The organism is Streptomyces sp. CB02056 (genome assembly GCF_001905545.1).
Classification (GTDB): domain Bacteria; phylum Actinomycetota; class Actinomycetes; order Streptomycetales; family Streptomycetaceae; genus Kitasatospora.
The window spans coordinates 608,395-629,735 of the sequence record NZ_LIPD01000004.1; the positions used below are offsets into that span (position 1 = coordinate 608,395).

At 71.9% G+C, this 21,341-nt stretch carries 25 protein-coding genes; 16 read left to right on the top strand and 9 right to left on the bottom strand.

Annotated features, from left to right (window positions below):
- Nucleotides 1–135 precede the first annotated feature (135 nt).
- The 4 genes from AMK13_RS14670 (at nucleotide 136) to AMK13_RS14685 (ending at nucleotide 5,687) form a co-directional block, all read left to right on the top strand.
- Entirely contained in the window at nucleotides 136–1,029 is an 894-nt protein-coding gene (locus AMK13_RS14670) for a LysR family transcriptional regulator (RefSeq protein WP_074002496.1), read from the top strand.
- A gap of 95 nt (nucleotides 1,030–1,124) precedes the next feature.
- Entirely contained in the window at nucleotides 1,125–1,637 is a 513-nt protein-coding gene (locus AMK13_RS14675; protein ID WP_107418736.1) for a hypothetical protein, read from the top strand.
- A 146-nt stretch (nucleotides 1,638–1,783) separates the two neighbouring features.
- Nucleotides 1,784–3,415: a multicopper oxidase family protein gene (locus tag AMK13_RS14680; RefSeq protein WP_074002497.1), complete on the top strand. Its 1,632-nt coding sequence runs from the start codon at nucleotides 1,784–1,786 to the stop codon at nucleotides 3,413–3,415.
- A gap of 250 nt (nucleotides 3,416–3,665) precedes the next feature.
- Entirely contained in the window at nucleotides 3,666–5,687 is a 2,022-nt protein-coding gene (locus AMK13_RS14685) for an APC family permease (protein ID WP_074002498.1), read from the top strand.
- A gap of 170 nt (nucleotides 5,688–5,857) precedes the next feature.
- On the opposite strand, the gene AMK13_RS45880 is transcribed toward AMK13_RS14685, so the two are convergent.
- Complete coding sequence (locus AMK13_RS45880; RefSeq protein WP_074002499.1) at nucleotides 5,858–6,475, bottom strand: LysM peptidoglycan-binding domain-containing protein; 618 nt, start codon at nucleotides 6,473–6,475, stop codon at nucleotides 5,858–5,860.
- A gap of 574 nt (nucleotides 6,476–7,049) precedes the next feature.
- Between AMK13_RS45880 and AMK13_RS14695 the strand changes: the two genes are divergently transcribed.
- The 3 genes from AMK13_RS14695 to AMK13_RS14705 all read left to right on the top strand — a co-directional run bounded on the left by AMK13_RS14695 (nucleotide 7,050) and on the right by AMK13_RS14705 (nucleotide 11,107).
- A complete protein-coding gene (locus AMK13_RS14695; RefSeq protein WP_074002500.1) occupies nucleotides 7,050–8,561 on the top strand; it encodes a purple acid phosphatase family protein in 1,512 nt (503 codons plus the stop codon).
- Between the two features lie 151 nt (nucleotides 8,562–8,712).
- Nucleotides 8,713–10,332 (top strand): purple acid phosphatase family protein, encoded by a 1,620-nt coding sequence (locus AMK13_RS14700; protein WP_074002501.1) that lies wholly within the window; start codon nucleotides 8,713–8,715, stop codon nucleotides 10,330–10,332.
- Nucleotides 10,333–10,441: 109 nt separating this feature from the next.
- Entirely contained in the window at nucleotides 10,442–11,107 is a 666-nt protein-coding gene (locus AMK13_RS14705; RefSeq protein ID WP_074002502.1) for a lysophospholipid acyltransferase family protein, read from the top strand.
- A gap of 79 nt (nucleotides 11,108–11,186) precedes the next feature.
- Here the strand turns inward: AMK13_RS14705 and AMK13_RS14710 are convergent, their stop codons facing one another.
- A complete protein-coding gene (locus AMK13_RS14710) occupies nucleotides 11,187–11,438 on the bottom strand; it encodes a hypothetical protein (RefSeq protein ID WP_074002503.1) in 252 nt (83 codons plus the stop codon).
- 398 nt (nucleotides 11,439–11,836) lie between these two features.
- Here AMK13_RS14710 and AMK13_RS42850 point away from each other — a divergent pair, with 398 nt between their 5' ends.
- Nucleotides 11,837–12,040 (top strand): hypothetical protein, encoded by a 204-nt coding sequence (locus tag AMK13_RS42850; RefSeq protein ID WP_143204539.1) that lies wholly within the window; start codon nucleotides 11,837–11,839, stop codon nucleotides 12,038–12,040.
- Here the strand turns inward: AMK13_RS42850 and AMK13_RS14715 are convergent.
- Entirely contained in the window at nucleotides 12,032–12,442 is a 411-nt protein-coding gene (locus AMK13_RS14715) for a DUF5959 family protein (RefSeq protein ID WP_143204540.1), read from the bottom strand. The two genes, AMK13_RS42850 and AMK13_RS14715, sit on opposite strands and share 9 nt — an antisense overlap.
- A 181-nt stretch (nucleotides 12,443–12,623) precedes the next feature.
- On the opposite strand from AMK13_RS14715, the gene AMK13_RS14720 reads away from it, so the two are divergent.
- The gene (locus AMK13_RS14720; protein WP_074002505.1) at nucleotides 12,624–13,541 is read left to right on the top strand and encodes a phosphorothioated DNA-binding restriction endonuclease; all 918 of its coding nucleotides are present in this window, start codon (nucleotides 12,624–12,626) and stop codon (nucleotides 13,539–13,541) included.
- A gap of 134 nt (nucleotides 13,542–13,675) precedes the next feature.
- On the opposite strand, the gene AMK13_RS14725 is transcribed toward AMK13_RS14720, so the two are convergent.
- On the bottom strand, nucleotides 13,676–14,215 hold the full coding sequence (locus AMK13_RS14725; protein WP_049650069.1) for a GNAT family N-acetyltransferase: 540 nt from the start codon (nucleotides 14,213–14,215) through the stop codon (nucleotides 13,676–13,678).
- Between the two features lie 172 nt (nucleotides 14,216–14,387).
- Entirely contained in the window at nucleotides 14,388–14,774 is a 387-nt protein-coding gene (locus tag AMK13_RS14730; RefSeq protein WP_074002506.1) for an Imm32 family immunity protein, read from the bottom strand.
- A gap of 127 nt (nucleotides 14,775–14,901) precedes the next feature.
- On the opposite strand from AMK13_RS14730, the gene AMK13_RS14735 reads away from it, so the two are divergent.
- Together AMK13_RS14735 and AMK13_RS14740 are read left to right on the top strand one after the other, a co-directional pair.
- Nucleotides 14,902–15,396: a hypothetical protein gene (locus AMK13_RS14735; RefSeq protein ID WP_074002507.1), complete on the top strand. Its 495-nt coding sequence runs from the start codon at nucleotides 14,902–14,904 to the stop codon at nucleotides 15,394–15,396.
- A gap of 130 nt (nucleotides 15,397–15,526) precedes the next feature.
- On the top strand, nucleotides 15,527–15,814 hold the full coding sequence (locus AMK13_RS14740; RefSeq protein WP_074002508.1) for a barstar family protein: 288 nt from the start codon (nucleotides 15,527–15,529) through the stop codon (nucleotides 15,812–15,814).
- Between the two features lie 161 nt (nucleotides 15,815–15,975).
- Here AMK13_RS14740 and AMK13_RS14745 read toward each other — a convergent pair whose 3' ends face one another.
- The 3 genes from AMK13_RS14745 to AMK13_RS14755 form a co-directional block, all read right to left on the bottom strand.
- Nucleotides 15,976–16,596, bottom strand: a complete 621-nt coding sequence (locus AMK13_RS14745) for a plasmid pRiA4b ORF-3 family protein (protein WP_074002509.1) — start codon at nucleotides 16,594–16,596, stop codon at nucleotides 15,976–15,978.
- A 112-nt stretch (nucleotides 16,597–16,708) separates the two neighbouring features.
- A complete protein-coding gene (locus AMK13_RS14750; protein ID WP_310593110.1) occupies nucleotides 16,709–16,939 on the bottom strand; it encodes an e9imm peptide in 231 nt (76 codons plus the stop codon).
- 55 nt (nucleotides 16,940–16,994) lie between these two features.
- Complete coding sequence (locus AMK13_RS14755; protein WP_074002510.1) at nucleotides 16,995–17,594, bottom strand: TetR/AcrR family transcriptional regulator; 600 nt, start codon at nucleotides 17,592–17,594, stop codon at nucleotides 16,995–16,997.
- Nucleotides 17,595–17,650: 56 nt separating this feature from the next.
- Here AMK13_RS14755 and AMK13_RS14760 point away from each other — a divergent pair, with 56 nt between their 5' ends.
- On the top strand, nucleotides 17,651–18,532 hold the full coding sequence (locus AMK13_RS14760) for an alpha/beta fold hydrolase (RefSeq protein ID WP_074002511.1): 882 nt from the start codon (nucleotides 17,651–17,653) through the stop codon (nucleotides 18,530–18,532).
- 19 nt (nucleotides 18,533–18,551) lie between these two features.
- Here AMK13_RS14760 and AMK13_RS14765 read toward each other — a convergent pair whose 3' ends face one another.
- Entirely contained in the window at nucleotides 18,552–18,896 is a 345-nt protein-coding gene (locus AMK13_RS14765) for a hypothetical protein (protein ID WP_074002512.1), read from the bottom strand.
- Between the two features lie 189 nt (nucleotides 18,897–19,085).
- Here AMK13_RS14765 and AMK13_RS14770 point away from each other — a divergent pair, with 189 nt between their 5' ends.
- From AMK13_RS14770 to AMK13_RS14785, 4 genes are all read left to right on the top strand, one after another.
- Nucleotides 19,086–19,937, top strand: a complete 852-nt coding sequence (locus AMK13_RS14770) for a helix-turn-helix domain-containing protein (RefSeq protein WP_074002513.1) — start codon at nucleotides 19,086–19,088, stop codon at nucleotides 19,935–19,937.
- Between the two features lie 13 nt (nucleotides 19,938–19,950).
- Nucleotides 19,951–20,148 (top strand): DUF397 domain-containing protein, encoded by a 198-nt coding sequence (locus AMK13_RS14775; protein WP_074002514.1) that lies wholly within the window; start codon nucleotides 19,951–19,953, stop codon nucleotides 20,146–20,148.
- Nucleotides 20,149–20,480: 332 nt separating this feature from the next.
- The gene (locus AMK13_RS14780; RefSeq protein WP_074002515.1) at nucleotides 20,481–20,936 is read left to right on the top strand and encodes a hypothetical protein; all 456 of its coding nucleotides are present in this window, start codon (nucleotides 20,481–20,483) and stop codon (nucleotides 20,934–20,936) included.
- The gene (locus AMK13_RS14785; protein WP_241852880.1) at nucleotides 20,936–21,340 is read left to right on the top strand and encodes a cupredoxin domain-containing protein; all 405 of its coding nucleotides are present in this window, start codon (nucleotides 20,936–20,938) and stop codon (nucleotides 21,338–21,340) included. Before AMK13_RS14780 ends, AMK13_RS14785 begins: the two co-directional genes overlap by 1 nt.
- Nucleotide 21,341 lies beyond the last annotated feature (1 nt).

Below are 21,341 nucleotides of genomic sequence, written 5' to 3' on the forward strand. Positions count from 1 at the left end.
CTCGGTGAGGTTTGCGTGGTTCCGCGGTTTCGCGGTCGTTTCCACTGTCGTCGGCAGCCGCGGCGGGAGCCATGCAAGGATCGGCATCGGATAGTTGCCCAGAATGCAAAGACCCAGGTCAGGAGCGGACGGCCAATGGATCTCAACCTGCTGCGGGCGCTGGACGCCCTGCTCCAGGAGAACAGCGTGACCCGCGCCGCCGAGCGGCTCGGCACCTCACCGGCGGCCGTCAGCCGGATGCTGGCCCGGCTGCGCCGCGCCGTCGAGGACCCGCTGCTGGTGCGCGCCGGGCAGGGCCTCGTCCCGACCCCGCGGGCACTCGAACTGCGGGAGGAGGTCGGCGCGTTGCTGCGCGGCTGCGACGACGTGCTGCGCCCCGGCGCCGGCTTCGACCCCGTCCACCTCGACCGCACCTTCACGCTGCAGGCCGGTGAACTGATGCTGGTACGGACGGCGGGCGCCCTCGTCGAGCGGGTCCGGGCGGAGGCCCCGCGGGTGGACGTGGTCTTCCTGCCGGAGGCGCTGGAGGACGGGCCGGCGCTGCGGCAGGGGCTGGTGGACGTCGAACTGGGCGTGCTCGGCCACCTGGACACGGAGGTCCGCACCCGGCAGCTCCTCCGGGTTCCCCTGGTCGGCCTCGCCCGGGCGGGCCATCCGCTGTTCGACGGCCGCCGGATCACCGTCCGCCGGTTCGCCGCCGCCGACCACATCGGCGTCTCCCGGCGCGGCAAGCGGCTCGGCCCGATCGACGCCGGGCTCGCCGAACTCGGACTCCGGCGTCGGGTGGCGGTGGTCGTGCCCAGCCACACCGGCGCGATGCTGCTCGCCCGGGACAGCGACCTGGTCACCCTCGTCCCCGAGGACTGGCTGCCGGACACCGTCGCCGCGCTGGGCCTGCGCACCTTCCCGATCCCGCTGGAACTCGCCCTGCTGGAGCTGGGGATGGCCTGGCACCCGCGCAACTCGGCCGATCCGGGGCACCGCTGGTTCCGCGAGCACGTGGCGGCCGCGGTGCTGGGGCCGGAGTAGCCCCCCCGCGGGGGTGCGCCCCGGCTCGGTCCGCGGTGTCCGGCCGGGATACCCTGCCGGGGTACATGGCGGCGGCTGGGGACAGGAGGCGGAGGATGGTGCGGTCACGGCCGTTCGGTCCGCCGGTGCCGTGGGCGCCGCGCCTGCTGCTGCTCGCCGCGCTGCTGTTCGGCATCGTGACGATGCACACGCTCGGCCATCCGGGCGGTGGGCACGGTGGTTCCGGCGGGTACGGCGGGCACGGTGGTTCCGGCGGGCACGAGGGAGCGGGGACGCACGCCTCGGCCGTGCACCCGGCGCACCCCGCGGCCGCGGTCCACCACGGCCCGGCCGCCGCGCCCATGGAGGCCGCCTCCGCCGTCGACCCCGCCATCCCGGCCGCCTCCGCCGTCGACCCGACCATCGCCGGCGGCATGGACCCGATGGCGGTCTGCCTCGCCGTCCTGGCGGGCTGGACCCTGGTGCTGCTCCTCGCCGGCCCGCTGCTGCGCCGCAGCGGCGACGCCGCCGCCGAGGTACGGGCCCGACTGCTGCGGGCCGTCCGCGCGCTGCCCCCGCCCGGGGGCGGGCGGATACTCCTCACCCGGCTTTCGGTGCTGCGCCAGTAGGCGCGCGCCCGCCGTCCCGTGCCCGCGCCCGCCCTGGAGCGCCCGCGCGCACGTCCACGCGCCCGCTCGCGCCCCGCAGCGCCCGCGCACGGAACGGCCGACGCGACGTCCTGCACACCCACACACCGCACGAGGTGCACTCCGCCATGCGCACACCCACCCGTCGTACCGTCCTCGGCGCCGCGCTCGCCGCCGCCGGGACCGGCCTGCTCACCGCCTGCTCCTCCGGCTCCATGAAGGGCATGGACCACGGGTCCATGAACCACGGCCCCACGAGCGGCACGACCGGAGCCGCCGCCCCGGCCGGCTACCTCGCCCCGAACGGCCCCGAGGTCGCCGCCGCCGAGGCCCGGCGCAAGCCCGGCCCGGAGCGGAAGGTCGCGCTCACCGCCACCGAGACCACCCTGGACCTCGGCGGTCGCACCGTCCGCAGCTGGGCGTACGGCGACCGCCTGCCCGGCCAGGAGGTGCGCGCCACCCTCGGCGACACGCTCGCCGTCACCCTCGCCAACCACCTGCCGCAGCCCACCACACTGCACTGGCACGGCCTCGCGCTGCGCAACGACATGGACGGCGTGCCCGGCGTGACCCAGGCCGACGTCCGGCCCGGCGCCTCCTTCGAGTACCGCTTCGCGCTCGCCCACCCGGGCACGTACTGGTTCCACCCGCACTCCGGCGTCCAGCAGGACCGCGGCCTGTACGCCCCGCTGATCGTCGAGGACCCCAGGGAGCCGCTGGCCTACGACAAGGAGTGGGTCGTCGTCCTGGACGACTGGGTGGACGGCGTCGACGGCAGCACCCCGGACGCCGTCCTCGCCGAACTCGCCCGGGGCATGGGCGGGATGGACCACTCGGGCGGCTCCGGCCACGACATGCCGGGGATGACGGGGATGCCGGGCCACGACATGGCGGGGACGCCCGGCGCGGGCAGCACCCCGAACGCCGCCGGCCCGTCCCGGATGCTGATGGGCGCTCAGAGCCCGCTGCTGGGAGGCGACGCCGGTGACGTCGCGTACCCGTTCCACCTGGTCAACGGCAGGCTCGCGACCGCGCCCGAGACCTTCACCGCCAAGCCCGGCGACCGGATCCGGATCCGGCTGGTCAACGCGGGCGGCGACACCGCCTACCGGGTCGCTCTCGGCGGCCACGAGCTGACCGTCACCCACACCGACGGCTTCCCGGTCGAACCGGCCACCACCCAGGCGCTGCTGCTCGGCATGGGCGAGCGCTACGACGTGCTGGTGACCGCCAAGGACGGCGCCTTCCCGCTGACCGCGCTGGCCGAGGGCAAGAACGCCACCGCCCTGGCCGTGCTGCGCACCGGCGGCGGCGCCGCGCCCGACGCCGCCGTCCGCCCGGCCGAGCTGGACGGCCGGCTGCTCACCGCGGGGCAGCTCAAGGCCGCCCCGGACGTCCGGCTGCCCGCCAAGGCGCCGGACCGCACGGTGAGGCTGGAGCTCACCGGCGGGATGGCGAAGGCCGACTGGGCGTTCAACGGCCGCCGGTACGACCCGGCGCAGCGCTACCCGGTGGCGGCGGGCGAGCGGGTGCGGCTGGAGTTCCGCAACAGCACCGCCATGTGGCACCCCGTCCACCTGCACGGTCACAGCTTCGCGCTGCCCGGCGACGGCCCGCGCAAGGACACCGCGGTGGTGCTGCCGGGCACGACCCTGGCCGTCGACTTCGACGCCGACAACCCGGGCCTGTGGATGGTGCACTGCCACAACGTCTACCACGCGGAGACGGGCATGATGACCGTCCTCGGCTACCGGGCCTGATCGCGGACTCCCCCCCCCGCGCGAAAGTGCCCGGGTTCCACCCCGAAAGGACCCCGAACCGCTCCGCCGGTTCGGGGTCCCGCCGTCTCCGGCACCCGGCGCACTCCGGCGTGCCACCGGCACCGACCTGCGGCGTCATGACGATTTCTTAACGCGGCCCGGTAGCGGATCCTTAACGCCGGTCGCATAGCCTGACGCACTGCCGTCGCCCGACGGCGTTTTTACGGGGTCTTTAAACAAGAGGTGCAAGGTGGTTTCGTCGGGTTCGACGGAGACGGCGGAGTCGGACGCGCCGTCGGCGCGAATACGCCTCCGCAGCTGGCTGCTGGAGGACGTGACCGCGGAGAAGCCCGCGCGGCAGTCCGCCGACGAGGGCGCCCCGGAGGCGCCGACCGGGGGCGCGGCGGCGGGGGACTCCGCCGCGCACGGCACGCCCGCCGGCCAGCGCTGGTGGCGGGTGATGTGCCTGACCGGCCTGGACTACTTCTCGACGCTCGGCTACCAGCCGGGCATCGCCGCCCTGGCCGCGGGCGTGCTGTCGCCGATCGCCACCATCGTGCTGGTGGTGGTCACCCTGCTGGGCGCGCTGCCGGTCTACCGGCGGGTGGCCAAGGAGAGCCCGCGCGGCGAGGGCTCGATCGCGATGCTGGAGCGGCTGCTGTCGTTCTGGAAGGGCAAGCTGTTCGTCCTCGCGCTGCTCGGCTTCGCGGCGACGGACTTCCTGATCACCATCACGCTGTCCGCCGCCGACGCGAGCGCGCACCTGGTGGAGAACCCGCACCTGACCGGCTTCCTCGGCGGCAAGCAGGTGGTGATCACGCTGGTCCTGGTGGCCCTGCTCGGCGCGGTCTTCCTGAAGGGCTTCAGTGAGGCGATCGGCCTGGCGGTCTTCCTGGTCGGGACGTACCTGGTGCTGAACGTGGTCGTGGTGGCCGTCGGCCTCTGGAAGATCGTCTCGGCGCCGCACGTGGTCACCGACTGGACGGACGCGCTGACCGCCCAGCACGGCAACCCGATCGTCATGGTCGGCGTGGCCCTGGTGACCTTCCCGAAGCTGGCGCTCGGCCTGTCCGGCTTCGAGACCGGCGTCGCCGTGATGCCGCACATCAAGGGCGACCCCGACGACACCGAGGCGAACCCGGCCGGCCGGATCCGCGGCACCCGCAAGCTGCTGACCACCGCCGCCGTGATCATGAGCTGCTTCCTGATCGCCACCAGCTTCATCACCACGCTGCTCATCCCGGCCGACCAGTTCAAGGCCGGCGGCGACGCCAACGGCCGCGCCCTGGCGTACCTGGCCCACCAGTACCTCGGCGGCGCCTTCGGCAGCGTCTACGACCTCTCCACCATCGCGATCCTCTGGTTCGCCGGCGCCTCCGCCATGGCGGGCATGCTCAACCTGCTGCCCCGCTACCTGCCGCGCTACGGCATGGCCCCGCACTGGGCCCGCGCGGTGCGGCCGATGGTGATCGTGCTGACCCTGATCGGCTTCCTGGTCACCTGGATCTTCGACGCCGACGTGGACGCCCAGGGCGGCGCGTACGCGACCGGCGTGCTGGTGCTGATCAGCTCCGCCGCCATCGCGGTGACCATCGCCGCGCACAAGAAGCGCGAGCGCGGCTGGACCGTCGCCTTCGCGGTCATCGCGGCGATCTTCCTCTACACCACCGTGCTGAACTGCCTGGAGCGGCCGGACGGCCTGAAGATCGGCGCCTGCTTCATCGCCGGGATCGTCCTGGTCTCGCTGCTCTCCCGGCTGCGCCGCGCCTTCGAGCTGCGTGTCACCAGCGTGGCCCTGGACGACGTGGCGGAACGTTTCATCAGGGACTACGCCCACCGGCCGCTGCGGCTGATCGCCAACGAGCCGAACAGCCGGGACCTCGCCGAGTACCGCGACAAGATCCACCAGATCCGCGCCGACAACGACATCCCCGGCGAGGACGACCTGGTCTTCGTCGAGGTGACCGTCCGCGACGCCTCCGACTTCGAGGCCGCGCTGACCGTGCGCGGCGAGGTGCTGCACGGCCGCTACCGGGTGCTCACCCTGGAGAGCTCCAGCATCCCGAACGCGCTCGCCGCGCTGGCGCTCAACATCCGGGACCGCACCGGGCAGCAGCCGCACCTCTACTTCGAGTGGACCGAGGGCAGCCCCTTCGCCCAGTTCCTGCGGTTCTTCCTGTTCGGACAGGGCGAGGTCGCACCCGTCACCCGCGAGGTGCTGCGCGAGGCCGAGCCGGACCGCTCGCGCCGCCCGCGCGTCCACGTCGGCTGACGGCCTGCTTCCGCTGCGAGGCCCGTACGCTGCGGCCCCCACGCCCCGGTCCGTCCGCCCCGGCCCGTCCGCTCCTGGTGAGCGGACGGGCCGGCGGCGTGTCCGGGGCGGAACGACGGACCGCCGCCCGCGCCTGGGCGGGCGCGGGCGGCGGTCGGGTTCGACCGGTCCTAGGAGGGGAGTTCGAGGACCAGTCCGGGATGGATGAGGTCCGGGTCCTCGCCGACCGCGTCGCGGTTGAGCTCGTAGAGCGCCGGCCAGCCGCCGGGGACGCGCAGGGACTCGGCGAGGTCGGCGAGGGTGTCGTTCTCGCGGACCGTCCAGGTGCCGTCCTCGGACTCGACCGGGGCGGCGTGGGTGTGGGTGTGGGCGTGGGCCGGGGGCGGCGGGGCGTTGTCGCGGCCCTGGCCGTGGGTGGCGCGGGCGCCGCACACGGGCCAGGGGGAGAGGCCGCGACGTTCGGCCAGGAGCTGGGCGACGGCGATCTGCTGCTCGCGGCTGGCGAGGTCGGCGCGCGGGGCGTAGCCGAGGCCGCCGTTCTCCCGCCAGGTGGGCTGGTCGAACTGGAGGCCGCCGTAGTAGCCGTTGCCGCTGTTGATGCGCCAGTTTCCGCTGCTCTCGCAGGCCGCCACGCGGTCCCAGTCGTACGAGCCGCCGCCCTCCCTCCCGGGGTCGGACCGGCTGTCGCGGCCTGGCGGCGCGGCGTGGGCCGCGGGGGCGGCGAGGGCCACGGTGAGGGCGCAGAGCGCGGTCGGGACGATGCGGCGCAGGCGAACGGTGGGAGGCATGGGCGGCTCTCAGACTCGGGGACAAGACCGGCGCCGTCCACGGGGGCGGCGCACTCCCACCCATGCACGCCGGACGGTGCGTTCCGTGGACGACACGTCCGACGGGTCACCCGCGCGGCGGCCCGGGGCCACCCTGGTGGTCGGCGGCCGACCGGCCGTACTCCTCGTCGCCTTGCCGTTTCGTCGCTTTGGTGCCTCGTCACCTCGCCGCTGGTGCGCCTGCCGCCCGCTTCCGGCGCCGACAGCCGTCGTCGCGGCCCCGGCCCGCGCGCCGCGACCTCGGGGCTCCCACGCCGCCCGGCCGACCGCGGACAAGGTCGTGCACCGAGGGTTCCCGGCCACCCGCCGTTCGGCTGCCGTTCGCCGTCCGCACGGCTGGGCGTGACCCGGCCGTGCGGTGCGGCTGGGAGCCTCCTCGGCGTTTCCCCGAGCCCAGGAGGCGGCAGTGGTGGCACAACCCTCTCGTACTTCCCGCACATCCCGTACGTCTCGAAGGACGGTCCTTCGCACCGGTGCGGCGGCCGGTGCGCTCGCCGCGCTGCCCGCGTCCACCCTGCTGTGGACCCAGCCGGCGGTGGCCGGCACGCCCGGCCCGGAGCAACTCCACCTCCAGTGGGGCGACGAGCCCTCCCGCGAGATGACGGTCTCCTGGGCGACGGCGGCGTCCGTGAACCGTCCCCGGGTGCGGATCGGCACCCCGCGTGAAGGCGCCGGCCGGACGGTGCACGCGCGCAGCCGCAGCTACGTGGACGGCCTCAACAAGGTCGAGACCTTCACCCACCACGCCCGCCTGGACGGCCTGCGGCCCGACACCACGTACGTCTACGAGGTGCTGCACGACGGCGCCCCGCCGGTCCGCGGCACCTTCCGCACCGCTCCCGCGCCCGGCCGGGCCGCGTTCCGCTTCACCAGCTTCGGCGACCTCGGCACGGGCGACAACGTGTTCAGCAAGTCCTCCATCCACGGCGCGGCGGCGGTCCGTCAGGTCGAGGGGTTCGACCCGCTGTTCCACCTGCTCAACGGCGACCTCGCGTACGCCAACAACAACCCGCAGCGCCAGCCGCAGGCCTGGAACGCGTTCATGAACAACATGTCCGGATCGGCCGCCCACCGCCCGTGGATGCCCACGCCCGGGAACCACGAGGTCGAGGCGGGTGGCGGGGAGCTCGGCTACGCCTCCTACCTGACCCGCTTCGAGCTGCCGGACAACGGCACCCGCGACCACTGCGGCACCTGGTACGGCTTCCAGATCGGCTCGGTGCTCTTCGTCAGCCTGGACGGCAACGAGATCGCGGTCGAGGACGACGCCAGCATCGACCCCGCCACCGGGCAGTCGATCTACATCAGCGGTTACAGCGACGGCACCCAACTCCGCTGGCTGGACCGGCTGTTGTCGCGGGCGCGGGGCGGCAGCTCGGTGGACTGGATCGTGGTCTACCTGCACCAGTTCGCGATGTCCTCCTCCGCCCAGAGCCACGGCGGCGACATGGGCCTCCGGGAGAAGCTGCTGCCGCTGCTCGACCGCCACTGCGTCGACCTCGTGCTGGCCGGCCACGACCACGACTACGAGCGCACCCACCCGGTGCGCGGCACCGCCCCCGGCGGCCTGCTCACCCCGGCCGTCGCCGACGACGACCTGCGGCAGATCGACACCTCGCAGGGCACCGTCCACCTGATCCTGGGCGGCGGCGGCACCGCCGGGCACGACGACGTCTACCTGCCCGCCGACGCCGACGGCGTCCGCGAAGCCACCGTCCGCACCCAGCGCCTCACCTACAAGGCCGACCCGGACGCCAAGGAGAAGGCCCACTGGTCCGCCGTCACCGACCCGGACACCCGCTACCCCTACGGCGTCGCGGTCTTCGACGTCGACCCGGGGTCGGTGCCCGGCGGCCGGACCGCCATCACCGTCAGCTACTACCACTCCGTCCCGGCCACCGCCGCCGCCCCGCTCCCGACGCCGGTGCTGTACGACCGCTTCACCCTCTACCGCGACCGCAGCGACGGCTGGGACGACGACGACCAGGGTGAGGACTCCCAGGGCGAGGGCTCGCAGGGCCGGTCGGTCGCCGGCGCCCGCCGGTAGCGCACCCGTCGTCGAGGGCTCGCCGCGCCGCCCGGTGCGCGGCGGGCCCTCGCTGTCGTACCAACTCGCCTACCGTGAAAGGGAATCGAAAACACGTCCGGTGATGCCGGACCTCTTGTCAAAGGTTAGGGAAGTTTCCTAACTTGATGTCATGTCCGAGACCGAGACCCCACGGCACTCCCGGCGCGACCTCCTCCGAGCCGGCGCGGCGGGCGGAGCGGCCCTCGCGGCCGGCGGCCTGCTGCTGCCGGGCACCGCCCTGGCGGCCCCGCGCCCGACCGCCCTGGCCACCCCGACCCTCCCCGTCACCCCGACCTCCCCCGTCACCCCGACCTCCTCCACCGCCCCGACCGTCCCCGCGCCCCGGGGCGAGCGGACCGCCGGGTCCGCGCTGCGGCCCTTCGGCCGGCACCTCGCCTACGGGGCCGACCCGTCCCAGCAGGTCGTCGTCTCCTGGCAGGTGCCGGACGCGGTGACCGCGCCGTTCGTCCGCATCGGCGTCCAGCCCGGCGACTACGGCGCCCCGATCGCCGCCGAGGTCCGCACCCTGGTCAGCAAGCTCTCCTGGCAGAAGCCGGTCGAGGACCAGCCCCTCGTCAAGCCCACCACCGTCACCCAGTACTACCTGCACGCCCGGCTGGACCAGCTGATCCCGGACACCACCTACTACTACGTCGTCGGCCACCAGGGCTACGACCCGGCCGGCCAGGGCGCCCGGCTCGGCGACGTGGCGAGCTTCCGCACCGCGCCCGCCCCCGGCCGCGGCGCCGGATTCACCTTCACCGCCTTCGGCGACCAGGGCATCGGGTACAACGCGGCGGCCACCGGAAACCTGATCGCCGGCCTCGACCCCGCCTTCCACCTCCACATGGGCGACCTCTCCTACGCCAACGCCGGCGGCAGCGGCAAGACCAGCGACGCGTACGACGCCCGCCTGTGGGACTCCTTCTTCGTACAGAACGAACCCGTCGCCGCGCGGACCCCGTGGATGCCGGCGATCGGCAACCACGAGATGGAGCCCTGGTACGGGACCGACGGCTACGGCGGCATGCGCGCCCGCTTCACCACGCCCGACAACGCCTGGAGCCAGTCCACCGGCATCTACTCCTGGCGCTACCAGAACGTCGGCCTGATCAGCCTCGACGGCAACGACGTCTGCTACAACACCCCCGCCAACCTCGACTACACCAAGGGCAAGCAGAAGAAGTGGCTGGAGAGCCGGCTCGCCGCGCTCCGCGCCGACACCGGCATCGACTTCATCGTCGTCTACCTGCACCAGTGCACGTACTCCACCTGCCACGACAACGGGGCCGAACTCGGCGCGCAGCAGGACTGGGCCCCGCTGTTCGACAAGTACCAGGTGGACCTGGTGCTCAGCGGCCACAACCACGTCTACGAGCGGACCGACCCCATCCGGGCCGGCAAGCCCACCCGCAAGGTCGCCTCCGGCGACACCGTCGACCCGGTCAAGGACGGCACCACCTACGTCGTCGCGGGCGGCGGTGGCGGCGGGCTCTACTCCTTCCCCGTCGCCGACACCTACCTCGGGCACGAGAGCGCCAACGACAAGCCCGTGCCGATGGTGGTCTCCGACCGGAGCGGCCACAACCAGACCGTCAAGGTCACCTGGTCCAGGGTCCGATACACCGGCTACTGCCTGGTGGCCATCGACGTGACCCCCGCCGTCGCGGGCAGGCCCGCCCGGATGGAGGTGCGCTCGCTCACCGAGGACGGCACCGCCGTGGACCGGGTCACCGTGCAGCGCGGCTGACCCGGCGGCCGGCACCCGGTCCCGTTTGAGTACCGCTACTCAGGCGGGCGGGGCCGGTGTGCCGGGACGATGGCGGTCCCACGACGCCGGAGGCCACGGAGGGCCCGCCATGCTCAGCCGGATCGCCGCCGCCCTGGTGCCCGTCCTCGGGCGCCTCTCCGTCACCTCCGAGACACCCGGCCCGGTCGCCCCGGGCAGCGTCGTCGCGGCCAACCACACCTCGGCCGCCGACCCCGGCGTGGTGCTGGCCGCGCTGCGCCGCCTGGGCACCGAGCCGGTGGTGATGGCGACCGCCGGACTGTGGCGGGTACCGGTGCTCGGCGGAGCGCTGCGCTCCGGCGGGCACATCCCCGTCCACCGCGGCACGGCCCGGGCGGCCGAAGCCCTCGACGCGGCCGCCGCGGCGCTCGCGGCCGGCCGGGTCGTCCTCATCTACGGCGAGGGCGGCCTGCCGAAGCACCGGGACTCCCGCGACACGGAACCGGGCTCCTTCCGCACCGGCCTCGCCCGGCTCGCGGCGGCGACCGGCGCCCCCGTGGTGCCGCTCGGCCAGTGCGGCGCCCGCCGCCTCAGCTCGGGCGGCACCGCCAAACAGCTCGCCGGACTCGCCACCGCCCCCGTACGCCGCCCCGCCCTGCACGTCCACCTCGGCGCCCCGCTCCACCTGCCCGGCGACATCCCCGAGGCCACCGCCGCCGCCCACCGGGCCGTCACCGCCGCCTGGCGCACGGCGCAGCAGCGGTGCGGCGGGCCGGGTATGTCACGGATCACGTGATCCGTGACAACTCCCCTCCAGGCAAGGGCAGTCCGAGCACCCAGTAACGTTACTGGGTGCTCGGACCATCCCTGTTCGGTCAGCTCCGGGGCGAGGCCTCCAGTCGGTCCGCGGACCACAGGACAGCGGCCAGCGCCACCAACACCGGGACGGCCAGGAGGCCGAAGCAGATCGCCCCGGCCTGGGGCGCGCCCATCCCGGCCCGGACGAGACGCCACCCGAGGCCCAGGTCGACCGTCGTCGCCAGGCTGCCGAGACCGCCGGCGGTCACCCGCAGGTGCAGTCGCCGGGACCGGGACGGGGTCGGTGCGGGTGTTTCCTGTGAGAGCATGGCAATGCCTTCCGGATCGGATAACGGATTTCGAACCCGATGAGGCATACGGGCGCCGTTCCGGCGAGGGAGCGGCGCCCATTTTCATTTCCGCCTGCGGGTCCGGTGACGAGGATACCCACGCTCGGGCAGAGTGTGGACCGCCTCCTGATTCCGAAGCGACGGTCCTGTGCGGGCCGTTGGAGCAGTGCAGATTGATATAAATTATTGCTGATCTCCGCAGGTCAGAGCCATGGTTTCGTCTACGGAGCACACATCTCCACCTGCGAATTCGTGAAATCGCCGCAGAAAGAAGCGCACCACATTTCGACGCCGTTCCAGCCCGCAAGTCCGAACTTTGCGGGACGGGCCGCTCTCGTGGGCACTTTTGGATGGCATGCCGACAATGCCTGCCGCCGTTGGGTGGTTGGCATCCGGTCGATCCGGAAAAAAATTCCACCGATCCTTCGACCCGGCCCCGCCCGCCGCGCCACCACCTCGCCGCAGCCCTGGAGGTCGCGCCGGACCAAGCCGCGACGGCCGAACTCCTCGACCAGTACGACCAGTACGACCAGTTCGCCTCCGGCCGACAGCAGGCCGGGCCGTTGCCATCCCTACACTGACGGGATCGGGCTCCAGGAGTCCAGCAGGTTCCGGAGGCGTTCGCGGTGGTCCGCGATCCACCCTTCCGGCAGGTCGATCGGAACCCGCACGGTGACCATCGAGCCCGACTCGTCCTCGACAACCACCTCGGGGCACCCGCGCTCACCGGTGAGCTGGATGAAGACGGACGGTCCGCTGTCCATCTCCATCCACTCGATGTCCTGGCCGGCACCGAGCTTGTCCAGGGCCAGGCCCCACTCCTCCAACTTCGAGGCCGACAGCACCAGGTCGATGCGCCCACTGACGAAGGGCGTCGCCACGGCGATCTCGGCGGCAAGCCCGCCGGACCATCGCGGGTGCCGCCCCAGGACCGTGATGCCGACGCCGTTGCCCTCGTCGTCAGCGAGAACGACAAGATCCATCGGAGCCACCTCAGCCATGACTCTCCCCCGTTCAACCGGCACGAGAGGGCATCGTGGCTCACCCGCCACGCTCGAGGCCAGCGCATTCCGGCCGGAGTGACCTCGACCGGCTCGGGGAGCCGGGGGCAGACCCGTCGGCCCGGGTGATCCCTTCGTCGTGCCGCGAACTACGCTGGCCGGCATGGACTGGCTCGATCGGGTGGCGCGGCTGAGGCGCTGGACGAAGGGCGGCGAGCGTGCGCCGCACAAGCCGCTGCTGCTGCTCTACGCGCTCGGCGGCTACCAGCGGGACGCCGGCGGCGAACTGCGGTACAGCGCGGTCGAGGAGGAGCTGAAGCGGCTGCTCGTCGAGTACGGCCCGCCGCGTCCGACGACCCCCGCCTACCCGTTCCACCACCTGGTCAGCGACGGGGTGTGGGAGGTCCGCACCGACCAAGGGCCGGGGAGTCCCGGCAGCGGGGTCGGGGTCCTCCGGGCGAGCGGGGCCGCCGGCAGGCTCGCGCCCGCGCTGCGGGCCGCGCTCGGCGAGGAGCCGGCCCTGCTGGGCCGGATGGCCCGGGTGCTGCTGGACGCCCACTTCCCGACGTCCCTGCACGCCGACCTCTGCGAGGCGGTCGGCCTCGACCTGGAGCGGGCCGAGACCGGGGCCGTGGGCGGGCCCGAGGCCGCGGCCCGGCGTCAGCGCGACCGGCGGATGCGTGAACTGATACTCACCGCCTACGAGTTCCAGTGCGCCTTCTGCGGCTACGACGGCGCCCTCGGGGCGAGCCCGGTCGGGCTGGAGGCCGCGCACGTGCGCTGGTGGTCGCACGACGGGCCGGACGAGGTCGACAACGGCCTGTGCCTGTGCTCACTGCACCACAAGCTCTTCGACAAGGGCGTGCTGGGCCTCGGCGAGGGCCATCGCATCCTGGTCTCCGACCGCTTCGTCGGCCGCAGCGAGGCCAGCCGCCGCCACGTGCTCGCACTCTCCGGCCGCCCGCTCATCGGCCCCCAGCCCGGCCGCCCCCCGGTCGCCGACCGCCACCGGCAGTGGCACACGCGCCAGGTGTTCCACGGCGTCCCGCGCCAGCCCGCGGAGCAGGGGGCCTTGGTCTAGTTGTACTGACCGGGAAGGTTCGCCGGATCAGCGGTTCGAGCGGTTGGATGTCCGGAAACGTCCGATGCGACCGTTGGGGGTGTGGTGGCTGAGCCTGTCCGTGTGCGCAGGTCGACCGACCAGGAGGGAGAGCGTCAGGCCCTCACACCACGCGCGATTCGGTACAGCACGTTCGGACGCAGTGGCCCTTCGGGCGCGGTGGGGTCGTCGAAATCGTCAGCCGGGTCGCGGGTCATGCCGATCCGGCGCATCACTGCTTGGGAACGGATGTTGGTAGCAGTCGTCACTGCAAGGATCTCGGGGAGTTCAAGCGTTTCGAAGCCGAAGGCAAGACCAGCCAGGGCGGCCTCGGTGGCGTAACCCTGGCCCCAGGCCGAGCGAGCGAGCCTCCAACCGATCTCTACCCCCGTGAACGGCATGTCATCATCCACCTGGTCCAAGCCCGCGAAGCCGATGAACTCGCCCGTGGCCTGCACTTGAACCGCCCACCATCCATAGCCTCGCCGGTCGAACTCGGCCTGGAAGCGCGCCACGGAGGCATCGCTCCGTTCACGGGTGAGCAGGTCGCCCAAGTGCTCCCGAACCTCAGGATCGGCATTCATAGCCGCCCACGGTTCAAGGTCGGAGTCTTGCCATCGACGGAGCACGAGGCGATCGGTACGCAGTTCAGCCATGCTGCCCAGCCAACGTGAGCGCCGCCCCCGAGGCAATCCATTTTCTCCGGGACCGCTACCTCCGCTCAGGAGGAGACTGCTCGGCCGGCTCCAGGACTGACGAAGCGACCACCGCCCCGGCGGGCATCCCGCTGGTCGGATCCTCGGTCACCACGAACAACCAACGGCCGGTTCAGCGGGTCGGCATGCCTCCGTGCGGACTGTTGACCACCAGCGGCAGGGAACCCTCGGCAAGGTAGAAGTGCCCGGGAAAGTAGTCGATGTGGAGGTGGCCGCCGTCCTCGGCGGAGGCCATGCCGCGCAGGTTGTCCGCGAGTACCGCCCGGCCGGCGGAGTCACCGCTGATCACGAGGAACTGCCGCTCGGAGTCCAGATGGACAAGGACACCGGGGCCGGCGGTCCCCTTCACCTCGATCCCCGCCAGGGCGTCGGCGTCCGGCGAGGGGGTAGAGCCGAGAAGCCCCTTGCCCTCGGCCACCGCGTCCGCCAGACGGTTCAGTTCCTCCGCCGACGCCGTCAGATCCACTTCGCCGTACACGGGGTCACAGACGAGTCTCACGCGGTCGGCACTCCTTCACGATCGGAATCCCTGATGCTACTGAACCTGGGCGGGTGAGGTCGGGGAGCGCCGAGTGTGCCGGTGCCCCGGACTGTTCCGCGGGCGGCAGCCGCGCCAGGATGAGCGCATGACCGAGAGTGAAGCGGACCTGCCGGCGCTGCTGCGCGAGCTCGATGATCCGGAGTGGCTGGAGTGGCCGCAGCGCTACGACCGTCGCGGGACCGCGGTTCGCTTCGGTGCTCTGGTGGCTCGACTCGAAGCCGACTTCGCTGTTCCCTGCCCGGCTGAGCAGGACGCCCAGGACTCCAGCGAGTACGGACGCGTCGTCGTTCCCGGGGACGCGACCGTCTGCGGAACCCGGATCGTCGTCTGCGTCAGCAAGTTCGGTTCACTGGCGCTGGTCTGCGCCGACAACCCGGGCGCCTTCAGCGGAACGGAGGAAGCCCGGACCGAGGGCGAGCTGGACGACGCGGACCTCGCCAGGGTCAACCGGGCGCTGGTCGAACTCGGCTATGTCGTGGTTGCCGAGGAACTACTGGAGAGCGACTACGACGGGCCGAGCCGACTGCCCTCGTACATCCAGCGGCCCACCTGGTCGGACCGCTTCTTCGGCTACTTCTGACGACCGCGTCGACCGGGTCGGTCCGGCATCCGTCGGGCAGCCGTCGATCACCGCCGGCCGGTAGCACTCTCGAGGCTTCCTCGGTCGGAGTGTGTCTCTTGGCCGGCAGTCGGCTCGCTACCCTGCTGGGATGACGGACAGCGAGCTGATAGTCGACCTGCGCGGTCGGCGGATCGAGACACTGAACGACTTCTGGGACGCGGTGAGCGAGCCCTGCGGGCTGCCGGAGTGGTTCGGTCGGAACCTGAACGCGTGGTCGGACACGATCGAGACCCGGGGCATCTCCGAGGTGATCGACAGCCACGACATCCTGGTCGTGCACGTCGACCGGCGGGGTCTCTTCGAAGGGCACCGGAGGGAGGCCGACGTCCTGGCTGACATCTTCGACGGAGAGCAGAACCGGCTCGTCGTCCACTGACCAACCCACCGAAGAGTCAGGCTCCTGTAGTGCTTTGACCCAGGCCAAGACCAGCACTGACCTGACAAAGCACTACCGGTGCAGCACCGCGTTGATCCTGCGAGGGTCTTGATCGCCCCCCGGCGGGGGTGGGAGCGCGATCGGCTGGGCGCGGTCCGGTTTCAGTCGTGGACGAGTACGGCCGTGTAGTCGGCCAGGGCGGTGTTGATCTCGGCTGGGTCGAACGCGGCGGGGTCGAACTGGTCGGCCGAGTCGAGGCCGAGCCATTCGAGTCGTTCCTCGTGTTCTTCGTGGCCGGGGTCGGTGAGAACCTCGACGAGGTACTCGTATCCCCAGATCCCGCCGCAGTCCTCGGGCGGGCCGGCCTGTCGGCCGGTGAGGCAGTGCGGGTAGGAGACACCGGGTTCGGCGTCTCCTACGGCCTCGACGAGGATGTCGTGCTCCCAGTTGTCGCCGAAGTCGTAGATGTAGCGGAACCGCGTGCCGACGCCGGGGGCGATCTGGTCGAGGCGCATCGCCGTCGCGTTGCGGATCCCCAGGTCCCGATCGGTGACGCCGTACCGTTCCCGCCCGGTCTCGAAGGCCCACATGTGGTAGTCCTCCCAGCCGAACGAGGCCTGGACCAGGTCGTGCAGCCGCCGCAGATCCGTGCCCGACGGCACCTGAAGGCGACGCCAGATCGGGGGCTTGGAACCGGACAGGGTGACCTTGATCGTGTGGACGGACGTTCCCGGGGCGGTCCGGGAACTGGTGGGCGGCTTCACGCGCCTGGTGTTCGGCATGGCCGCCATCCTGCCAGCGGCACCGGTTCCCGTACGGGCGTCGGCCGTCGGCTCACCCGCCCGCGTGACGATGCGCTGCACTGGCTGAAGCAGGTCCGAGCGGTTGTCGTTCTCACAGCGCGAACGGGCGGTGGGCCAGGGCCAGTTCGACGACCTCGGCCGCTGTCGGCTCCGGCCCGTCGGCCGAGTAGATCAAGTCGCTGACGTAGCCACTCGGACAGCCAAGGCCCCTGTCCAGGGCCTCCAGCGTGCGGTCGATCTCGGCGTCGTTGTAGCAGTCCCCATCCATGATCTTCTGCACCATCGCAAGGGCCGACTCACGAGTCATCACTGCTTCAGCCACCCCCTCCAGGATGAGGAGAGAGTCTAGTGAGTCACGTGATCGACCGGACAGATTCCTAGCCGGGGAAGAGCCGCCCGAGGTGGTAGCGCAGGACGGTGGTGGCGGCCTCCGCCGTTCGCTGGCCGAGGAGGACGCTGAGGCCGAGGCCGGCGGAGACGGCGAGGAGGACGACGGCCTCCTGGCGGGGGTCCAGCTGCGGGTCGGCGGTTCCGGTCTGTTGGGCGGCGGTCAGCTGGGCGGTGAGGAAGGCCTCCATCTCGTTGGGCGCGGCGAGGAACCGGGGCCCGCCGAGGGCCGGATCGGTGACGGAGAGCACCGCGTACTCGGTGTGGATGAGGTGGAAGGCCCGGCTCTCCTCGTCGGTGGGGACGGCTTCGAGCAGGACGGCTTCGATGATGCCGCGCGGGTCGGTGGCGCCGATCGCGCGGACGCGCCGCTGGACACGTTCGCTCATGCGGGCTGTCAGCCGGGTCATGGCGGCGAGCAGCAACCGCTCCTTGGTGTCGAAGTAGTACTGCACGAGGCGCACTGAGACGCCGGCCTCGATGGCCACCGACCGCATGGTGACGGAGTGCAGGCCGCTGTTCGCCGCCGAGCGGAGCAGGGCGTCGATGATGTGGGCCCGCCGCTCCTCGTGATCCACCAGCTTCGGCATCGGGTTCCTTCCGGATCTTTTTGTGGTACAACCATACCATCAAACAGGGAGGGATCATGACCAGGACCAGCGTCGGACACTTCGTCAGCGAGCCGGCTCGGGCGAAGTTCCTTGAGGCGTACGACCGGGCGATGGAACTCTGGCCGGGCCCGCGCCGGGAACTCGACATCGAGACCGCGTACGGGAGCGTCCACGTCCACCGCTACGGCGCGACGACCGGCGAGCCGATCGTGCTGCTGCACGGCCACGCCGGGCACCCGTCCAACTGGTACCCGCAGATCGCGGCGCTCGGCGAGCGGCACCCTGTCTACGCGATCGACACCCTGGACGACCCGGGCCGCAGCGTGCAACGCGCCGTCGCAGCCGGGTCGGAGGAGAACGCGGCCTGGCTCGGGGAGGTGCTGGCCGGCCTCGGGTTGGGGCGGGTCCACCTGGTGGGGGTGTCGTACGGCGGCTGGCTGGCGCTCAACCAGGCGATCCACGCGCCCGAGCGGCTGGCCTCGGTCGCACCGCTCGACCCGGGCGGGATCGAGAAGGTCCCCGCGCGGTTCTACGCCCACATGGTCGGCGGCCTGTTCGGCATGCTCGCCCCGCGCCCGCTGCGCCCGGCGGTCGGCCGGCTGCTGGCCAACCCGGCACTGAGCGCGCCGCGCGAGATGATCGCACCGCTGATGCTCGCCATGCGGAGCTACAAGCCGGGCAGCCGCCCGCCGGCCCGGCCGTTCACGGACGGGGAGTTGGCGTCGATCGAGCTGCCGGTGCTGGTGCTGGTGGGCAGGCGCAGCGCGCTGCTGAGGCCGCGCCAGGTGGTGGAGCGGGTCACCCGCCTGATCCCGGGCGTGCGGGCGGAGGTTGTCGAGAAGGCCGGACACGGACTCAATCTGGAGCAGCCCGAGCTGGTCAACGAGCGCCTGCTGGCCTTCGTCGAGCGCGGGTAGGGGGAGGTACGGGGGAGGTTCAGGCCGCAGCGGCGCGGCTCACGGTGGCGGCCTTCGGTGGGGAGAGCCAGATCAGCCGGGCGGTGATGCCCGGCCGTCCGGAGAAGTGGCGCACGGCCCGCTCGGGCGAGGGGAGGGTCATCCGCGTCCGCCCATTGATGCTGATCACGTGGCTCCGGCCGTCCGAGTCGGCGAGCCCCCAGGCCGCGACCCACCCGTCGGCGTTCTCGCCGCACACCTGGACGACGGCGAACAGCCGGGGTGCGGTGTCGAGCACGAGCCCGCACAGCTCCTGGTCGAAGGTCGGTTCGACCGGCGGGCGGAGCGTGGCCGGGCGGGAGTTTGGCGAGGGCGTAGTGCTCATGGAAGTCTCCTACATGTAGGGGAGTTGGACGCCGCACTGCTGTCACCGCCGGCAGCGGGCATCCATGACGCAGGGTCAAAAGTAGCCAGTCGGTAGTATGTAGTCCACCGCCTTTGAGGAATCTGTATCACTACCACTCCCATGGGTGACGGGCGCCGACGACGGCGGTCGAGAGCGAGGAGACAGCGGATGCCGCCCAGCAAGACTCCGCCGAGCATCCGGCAGCGGCGACTCGGCGCGGAGCTGCGCCGGTTGCGCGAGCAGGCGGGACTCTCGGTCACACGAGCCGGGGAACTGCACGGCACCCCGCAGTCCCGCATCAGCAACATCGAATCCGGCGGGTACCCGGTGAGCGCGGATCGCGTACGGACCCTGGCGCGTCTCTACGGCTGCGCGGACGACGCCCTGATCGAGGCGCTGACGCACATGACCGGCGGCCGCACGCGCGGCTGGTGGGAGGAGTACCGCGAGATCCTCCCGGCCGGCGCGCTCGACCTGGCGGAACTCGAACACCACACGCAGACGATGCGGATCGTCTCAGTGGTTCACATCCCTGGTCTTCTCCAGACCCCTGAGCATGCTCGTGCCCTGTTCCGGGACGTAGTCCCGCCGTTGTCCCCGCCCGAAGTGGAGCACCTGGTATCCCACCGCATCAAGCGACAGGCGGTGCTCTTCGGTGACCGTCCGATGCCGCTGTCGGCCGTCGTCCATGAGACGGCCTTGCGGATGGGTTTCGGGGGCCGCAAGGTTACCCGTGATCAGCTCGAATATCTGTTGACCATGAGTGAGCACCCGCACATCGATCTTCGTGTCATCCCGTTCGGCACCGGTAGCTACCCCAGTTCCGGTGCCGGGATCGTGTACTTCGCAGCAGAGGTCGCGCGGTTGGACAGTGTCCAGGTCGATGGGGACCGATTCGAGTTCATTGACACCGAGCCGCAGCTGATCAAGTATCGAGCCGTATTGGATCGGCTGGAGGCGAGTGCGCTCAAGCCCGACGCGTCCCGCGACCTGATCCGCCGTACCGCCCAGAGCATGTGAGACGGGAAGAACCATGGCCGTTCAGAGCTGGCAGAAGTCCTCGTTCAGCGGCGACACCGCCAACTGCATCTACGTCTCAGCAGTTGCCGACGCCACTGTCCGGATTCGTGAGAGCGATGACCCCGACACCGTCCTCGCCACTTCGCCGGGCGCGCTCGGCGCGCTCCTGTGCGGCGTCAAGGCCGGGGAGTTCGACCACCTGACGACGTGACCTGCGCGGAGTGCACCCTTCCGGCCCGTGCCCCAGGTGTCCCGGGGCACGGGCCGGCGTCATTCCCCTTGCGTGCGTGAGAAGTCGGCCAGGTCGACTTCTCACGCACACCAACGGGCGGGGCCGGCCGTCCGGGCCTCGTCGTAGCGCCGCAGGACCAGGCGGGCGAGGGTCGGGTGGGGGCGGTTGGGACCGGCTGGGGAGGGCAGCGGACGGGGCGCTGGGCTGTTGGTATGACGTTCGGACGGTTGGGCGCGCGGGTGGATCTCCGGCCGGTTAACGTCGGCCGCAATGCGTTCGTACGCCCATACGTCCTCAGACCGGAGGTTTCAGTGCAGCGGTGGATCATCCTGACGGTACTCACCTCGGCCCTCACCGGCCTCACCGGCGCCGCGGGGGCCGCCGTACCGGCCCGTGCCGACGAGCCGGTCCCCACCACCGTCACCCTCGGCGACGCCGTCATCGACCCCAAGCTCCCCGGCCGGGTCCGGGTACAGGTCGAGTACCTCTGCTCGATCGCGGACGAGGCCCGTTCGCTCACCGTCTCCGTCGAACAGAGAGACCCGGAGGACAACACCGCCGTCGCCTTCGGCTCCAGCCGGACCGCGGAGGCGGACGTGATCTGCGACGGCACGCCGCAGACACGGAAGGTCCTCGTCCAGTCCAAGACCACCAACTGGATCCCGGATGTCGACGCCATCCTCACCACCACCGTCTCCAACATCGGCGCCACCCCGTCGGCCGCCGCCGACTCCAAGCGGGCCAGGCTGCTCGCCACCCCCAACTGATGCGGACCCTCCTCCGGGCCTCGACCCTCCTGCTCGCCGCGGGCCCCGTACTGACCGGCTGCGTCAGCTCGTTCATGGTGCCGGGCCCGGAGGAGACCAGCAGTACCGTCGCGCCGTCGTCGCCATCCACGGCCCCGCCGTCGCCCAGCCCCTTCACGGGGACGGTGACGATCCGCGACTTCTCCTTCGAGCCGGCCGACTTCACCCTCCGCCCGGGCACGGCGGTCACCGTGACCAACACCGGCACCACCGCCCACACCCTCACCGCCCAGGACGGCACCTTCGACACCGGCCCGATCGCCCCGGGCGGCAGCGCGACACTCACCGCTCCCACCCAGCCGGGCGGGTACTCGTACCTCTGTACGTTCCACCACTTCATGCGCGGGATTCTGACCGTGGCGTGAG

Bases quoted from the DNA above. Each gene is read 5' to 3' on its own strand.
- AMK13_RS14760 (WP_074002511.1), top strand. From the start codon at position 17,651: ATGACCAGGACCAGCGTCGGACACTTCGTCAGCGAGCCGGCTCGGGCG.
- AMK13_RS14680 (WP_074002497.1), top strand. From the start codon at position 1,784: ATGCGCACACCCACCCGTCGTACCGTCCTCGGCGCCGCGCTCGCCGCC.
- AMK13_RS14705 (WP_074002502.1), top strand. From the start codon at position 10,442: ATGCTCAGCCGGATCGCCGCCGCCCTGGTGCCCGTCCTCGGGCGCCTC.
- AMK13_RS14725 (WP_049650069.1), bottom strand. From the start codon at position 14,215: ATGGCTGAACTGCGTACCGATCGCCTCGTGCTCCGTCGATGGCAAGAC.
- AMK13_RS14720 (WP_074002505.1), top strand. From the start codon at position 12,624: ATGGACTGGCTCGATCGGGTGGCGCGGCTGAGGCGCTGGACGAAGGGC.
- AMK13_RS14785 (WP_241852880.1), top strand. From the start codon at position 20,936: ATGCGGACCCTCCTCCGGGCCTCGACCCTCCTGCTCGCCGCGGGCCCC.
- AMK13_RS14715 (WP_143204540.1), bottom strand. From the start codon at position 12,442: ATGGATCTTGTCGTTCTCGCTGACGACGAGGGCAACGGCGTCGGCATC.
- AMK13_RS14710 (WP_074002503.1), bottom strand. From the start codon at position 11,438: ATGCTCTCACAGGAAACACCCGCACCGACCCCGTCCCGGTCCCGGCGA.
- AMK13_RS14770 (WP_074002513.1), top strand. From the start codon at position 19,086: ATGCCGCCCAGCAAGACTCCGCCGAGCATCCGGCAGCGGCGACTCGGC.
- AMK13_RS14755 (WP_074002510.1), bottom strand. From the start codon at position 17,594: ATGCCGAAGCTGGTGGATCACGAGGAGCGGCGGGCCCACATCATCGAC.
- AMK13_RS14700 (WP_074002501.1), top strand. From the start codon at position 8,713: ATGTCCGAGACCGAGACCCCACGGCACTCCCGGCGCGACCTCCTCCGA.
- AMK13_RS14675 (WP_107418736.1), top strand. From the start codon at position 1,125: ATGGTGCGGTCACGGCCGTTCGGTCCGCCGGTGCCGTGGGCGCCGCGC.
- AMK13_RS45880 (WP_074002499.1), bottom strand. From the start codon at position 6,475: ATGCCTCCCACCGTTCGCCTGCGCCGCATCGTCCCGACCGCGCTCTGC.
- AMK13_RS14765 (WP_074002512.1), bottom strand. From the start codon at position 18,896: ATGAGCACTACGCCCTCGCCAAACTCCCGCCCGGCCACGCTCCGCCCG.
- AMK13_RS14670 (WP_074002496.1), top strand. From the start codon at position 136: ATGGATCTCAACCTGCTGCGGGCGCTGGACGCCCTGCTCCAGGAGAAC.
- AMK13_RS14740 (WP_074002508.1), top strand. From the start codon at position 15,527: ATGACGGACAGCGAGCTGATAGTCGACCTGCGCGGTCGGCGGATCGAG.
- AMK13_RS14735 (WP_074002507.1), top strand. From the start codon at position 14,902: ATGACCGAGAGTGAAGCGGACCTGCCGGCGCTGCTGCGCGAGCTCGAT.
- AMK13_RS14775 (WP_074002514.1), top strand. From the start codon at position 19,951: ATGGCCGTTCAGAGCTGGCAGAAGTCCTCGTTCAGCGGCGACACCGCC.
- AMK13_RS14745 (WP_074002509.1), bottom strand. From the start codon at position 16,596: ATGCCGAACACCAGGCGCGTGAAGCCGCCCACCAGTTCCCGGACCGCC.